Genomic DNA, 4,466 nt, shown 5'->3' with positions numbered 1-4,466 from the left:
CCGCCGTGATCAGTGGGTTCCGACATACCCGCATCACACCACACCCCTCAGACAGCAATTCGAAACGGGGTACACGTTGAGAAGGTCAATGTCGAATATGTGTTCCCTCGATGTCACGCCCGATGTCCGCCGGCCGGCATGGCCGCGCGCACCACAACTCCGGAACGTCGAGGGCTCAGGCGGGCGCCTCGTCGAATCCGGGGGCGAGCTGCTTCAGCCGCAGGCCGCGCCACTGCCAGAGCGGCCAGAGGCCGGCCCAGATGCCGGGCGTGATCGGGCCGGCGTCGAACTCGAGGCGATCGCGGTAGAGGGTCGCCGCAGGGTCGTCGGGGTGCGGCGCCACCGCCATCCGGTGGTACCACGAGCGGAACATCGCAGGGAAGCCCTCGGTGCCGTGGCCCGCGTCGCGCACGATGCGCACGCCCTCGTGCGTCGTGGTGTCGAGCGAGATCGATATCTCCTGCTCGCCGAACGGCACGAGACCGGCGGCGAGGAGCGAGACGGGGTGGTCGCCGGGCTCCCACCGCGCCGGGAACCCGCCCTCCTCCTTCGACGAGTACGCGAGCCACGGGCCCGCGACCTCGCGCATCACCGTCGGTGACTGCAACGCCCGCCAGGCCGCCTCCGGCGCGCACTCGAGCCGCTCCTTCAGCATCACCACCATCCGCATGAGCGCCAGTATCCCCGTCGCACCTCAGCGGAGGTCGGGCCGGAGCTCGAGGGTGCCGGGAACAGATCCGCCCGCCGCACACTTGGTGCCCTCAGGACCCAAGGAGGAATTCATGAAGGCAGTGATCGGCGACATCGTGATCGCAGAGGCCCCGAAGGACGAGCTCATCTCGATCGAGGGCAACTGGTACTTCCCCCCGTCGAGCGTGAAGGACGGGCTGCTCGAGAAGAGCCCCACCCCCTACACGTGCCCGTGGAAGGGCGAGTGCCAGTACTTCACCGTCGACGTCGACGGGAAGCGCCTGCAGGACCGCGCATGGAGCTACCCGACCCCGTACGAGGGCGGCATCAAGCGCGTCGGCAAGGACTTCACCGACTACGTCGCGTTCTGGAAAGAGGTCAAGGTCACCGAGTGACCAGGACCACACTCTCCGTTTTGTAGGAACCCGGTTCCTACAAAACGGAGAGTCCTTCACTGGACGGAGGAGCTCGCGCGCCGCCAGGTGATGAGGGAGGCGCGGCTGAAGCGGCGCGAGCAGGTGCCGCACGACAGCTCCCGAGCAGGGCGTCGGAACCGGCGGTGCTCGTGTCCGGAGGGGCAGGTGCCGATCCAGGTCGCCCGGTCCTCCGCGATCGGCCCGTCATGCAGTCGCGAACCCGTGTACCCGATCGCTGCAGCCCTGGCCCTCCAGCGCGGTCCGTGCGCCGCGCGATGACCCGCGAGCGCGTGCGCGATCTCGTGCAGCAGGACCTGGCGGACCTCGTCCTCCTCCGCCCGCGCCGCCAGGTGGCGGGACAGCGTGATGCGCCGGTCGCGGTGGTGGCAGGCGCCCGCGCGCCGCACCGCGCGGTCGAACGCGAACGTCCAGCCGCGTCCCCGCATGTGCGCGTCGAGCAGCCCCTCCGCCATGCGGGTCACCTCGCGCTCCAGCACGCGGGCAGGCTAGATCAGCCCCACGACGCTCAGCGGGAGAAGATCCCGCGACCCGGGTCGGGGGAACCGGTGGCGGTCGCGTCCGTGACCACGGCGGCTCCACGGATCACCCGCTCCAGCTCGGCCCCCGATACCGCCTGCGCGGGATGCGGCCCGGCGGCCACCAGCCGCGGCAGCCAGTCGAGCATCCCCGCGTCCTCGGTGCCGACGATGACGAGGTTGCCGAAGCGGCGCCCCTTCATCACCTGCGCCTCCGCCAGCACGGCGACGTGGGGCAGCACGGACGAGATCGTGGCCATCTGGCCGCGCGCGAACGGCAGCCCCGCGCCGTCGGCGACGTTCACGGCGAGCACGCCTCGACCGTTCAGGAGGCGGGCGGCCAGCGTGTAGAACTCCACCGTCGTGACCGGGGCCGGGATGGTCGCCCCGGCGAAGACGTCGATGACGACGAGGTCGCACGCGCCCTGCAGGCCGGCGGGCAGCTTGCCGGCCATCTCGCGCGCGTCCCCGTAGCGAACCCGGATCGAGGCGCCGCGGGGGAGGGGGAGACGCTCGCGGACGAGGTCGACGAGATCGGGCTCCAGCTCGATCACCTGCTGGCGCGACCCCTGCCTGGTCCACGCGACGTAGCGGGGGAGCGTGAGCGCACCGGCGCCGAAGTGCACCGCGGTGATCGGCTCCGCGGGTTCGCCGATCTGATCGATGACATGACCGATGCGCTCCACGTACTCGAACGCGAGGTCCGTCGGGTCGGCGAGGTTCACGCTCGACTGCGGGGTGCCGTCGACCACGAGCTCGACCCTGGCGGCGTTCCAGCGATCCGGCTCCAGCGTCGCGACCTGGCCGCCGGACAGCAGCACCGAATCGGATCTCGCCACGCGTCCGACCCTACGGCGCCGGCGCGGGTGCGACCCGGCGTGCGGGAATCAGGAGAGGACCGGCTTATAGCGGACGAGCGCGCGCATGGTCAAGCACCGCGCTGGACAAACGGGCAGACAGCGGCTACTCTGAACCTTCGCGCTCATCGGTGGGCCATGCCCGCAAGGCTCCGCCACCGAAACCTCTCCGTCGTCATATTGCGGTCGACGGTCTCCGCGTCCTGATGTGTGCAGCCCCCTGCGCGCAGACGGTACGCGACGGAGGGAGCGCACGGCACGCGCCACACGTCCTCTGCTCGACACGTCTTCGATAGACACGACAGGAATCGGGACCGCACCCGTCACGTGCGCTCTCGCCGAAAGGTCACATCTCCTTGGTTTCCGCGCCTGACGCCATCACTCCGATCACCGGTCGAGGGGCGTCCCGCCTCTCCTTCGCCAAGATCACCGACACCCTGACGGTCCCCGACCTGCTGGCTCTCCAGACGGAGAGCTTCGACTGGCTCGTGGGCAGCGAAGCCTGGCGCACCCGCGTCGAGGAGGCGCAGGCCGTCGGCCGCACCGATCTGCCCGCCCAGAGCGGTCTCGAGGAGATCTTCGAGGAGATCTCCCCCATCGAGGACCTCTCCGAGACGATGCAGCTCTCCTTCACGAACCCGTTCCTGGAGGAGAAGAAGTACACGCTCGAGGAGTGCAAGGAGCGCGGCAAGACCTACGCCGCCCCGCTGTACGTCGAGGCCGAGTTCATGAACCACCTCACCGGTGAGATCAAGACGCAGACGGTCTTCATGGGCGACTTCCCGCTCATGACCGACAAGGGCACGTTCATCATCAACGGCACCGAGCGCGTCGTGGTGTCGCAGCTGGTGCGCTCGCCCGGCGTCTACTTCGAGCGCCAGCAGGAGAAGACCTCCGACAAGGACGTCTACTCCGCGCGCGTCATCCCGAGCCGCGGCGCCTGGCTCGAGTTCGAGATCGACAAGCGCGACCAGGTCGGCGTGCGCATCGACCGCAAGCGCAAGCAGTCCGTCACCGTCTTCCTCAAGGCCCTGGGCCTGACGAGCGAAGAGATCCTGCAGCACTTCGAGGGATTCGCGTCCATCGAGCTCACGCTCGAGAAGGACAACATCCTGACGAAGGAGGAGGCGCTCAAGGACATCTACCGCAAGCTGCGCCCGGGCGAGCAGGTCGCCGCGGAGGCCGCTCGCGCGCTCCTCGACAACTTCTACTTCAACAGCAAGCGCTACGACCTGGCGAAGGTCGGTCGCTACAAGATCAACCGGAAGCTCGGCATCGACGCGCCGCTGACGGACAGCGTGCTGACGGTCGACGACATCATCGCGACCATCAAGTACCTGGTTGCGCTGCACGACACGGCGGCGCCCGCGGTCAAGCAGGTCAGCGAGAAGATCTGGGCGCTCGAGGGCAACCGCGACGGCGCCGCGCACGACGTCCGGCTCGACGTGGACGACATCGACCACTTCGGCAACCGCCGCATCCGCGCGGTCGGCGAGCTGATCCAGAACCAGGTCCGCACCGGCCTGTCCCGCATGGAGCGCGTCGTCCGCGAGCGCATGACCACGCAGGACATCGAGGCGATCACGCCGCAGACCCTGATCAACGTGCGCCCCGTCGTGGCCGCGATCAAGGAGTTCTTCGGCACCTCGCAGCTGTCGCAGTTCATGGACCAGAACAACCCGCTCGCGGGTCTGACCCACAAGCGCCGCCTGTCGGCGCTGGGCCCGGGTGGTCTGTCCCGTGAGCGCGCCGGCGTCGAGGTCCGCGACGTGCACCCGAGCCACTACGGCCGCATGTGCCCGATCGAGACCCCGGAGGGCCCGAACATCGGCCTGATCGGTTCGCTCGCGTCGTTCGCGCGGATCAACTCCTTCGGGTTCATCGAGACCCCGTACCGCCGCGTGGAGAACGGTGTCGTCACCGACGACATCCACTACCTGACCGCGAGCGAGGAGGACGAGTACCTC

General features: G+C 68.9%; 4 protein-coding genes and 1 pseudogene. 2 read left to right on the top strand and 3 right to left on the bottom strand.

Features of this window, described 5'->3' with window-relative positions; translation table 11 throughout:
• Positions 1–175: 175 nt before the first annotated feature.
• Positions 176–670, bottom strand: a complete 495-nt coding sequence (locus ACFE67_RS14230) for a hypothetical protein (protein ID WP_375407532.1) — start codon at positions 668–670, stop codon at positions 176–178.
• A gap of 112 nt (positions 671–782) precedes the next feature.
• Here ACFE67_RS14230 and ACFE67_RS14225 point away from each other — a divergent pair, with 112 nt between their 5' ends.
• On the top strand, positions 783–1,085 hold the full coding sequence (locus ACFE67_RS14225) for a DUF427 domain-containing protein (RefSeq protein ID WP_375407531.1): 303 nt from the start codon (positions 783–785) through the stop codon (positions 1,083–1,085).
• 56 nt (positions 1,086–1,141) lie between these two features.
• Here ACFE67_RS14225 and ACFE67_RS14220 read toward each other — a convergent pair whose 3' ends face one another.
• Both ACFE67_RS14220 and ACFE67_RS14215 read right to left on the bottom strand, forming a co-directional pair.
• Positions 1,142–1,603 (bottom strand): SprT-like domain-containing protein, encoded by a 462-nt coding sequence (locus ACFE67_RS14220; RefSeq protein ID WP_375407530.1) that lies wholly within the window; start codon positions 1,601–1,603, stop codon positions 1,142–1,144.
• A gap of 29 nt (positions 1,604–1,632) precedes the next feature.
• Complete coding sequence (locus ACFE67_RS14215) at positions 1,633–2,481, bottom strand: spermidine synthase (RefSeq protein ID WP_375407529.1); 849 nt, start codon at positions 2,479–2,481, stop codon at positions 1,633–1,635.
• 374 nt (positions 2,482–2,855) lie between these two features.
• Here ACFE67_RS14215 and ACFE67_RS14210 point away from each other — a divergent pair.
• Positions 2,856–4,466, top strand: a pseudogene (locus tag ACFE67_RS14210) (DNA-directed RNA polymerase subunit beta); the annotation flags it as partial.

The sequence above is a fragment of the uncultured Amnibacterium sp. genome, assembly GCF_964244015.1.
Taxonomy (GTDB): Bacteria; Actinomycetota; Actinomycetes; order Actinomycetales; family Microbacteriaceae; genus Amnibacterium.
The sequence above is the reverse complement of the archived record's forward strand: the minus strand, read 5'-3'. Positions and strand labels throughout refer to the sequence as shown.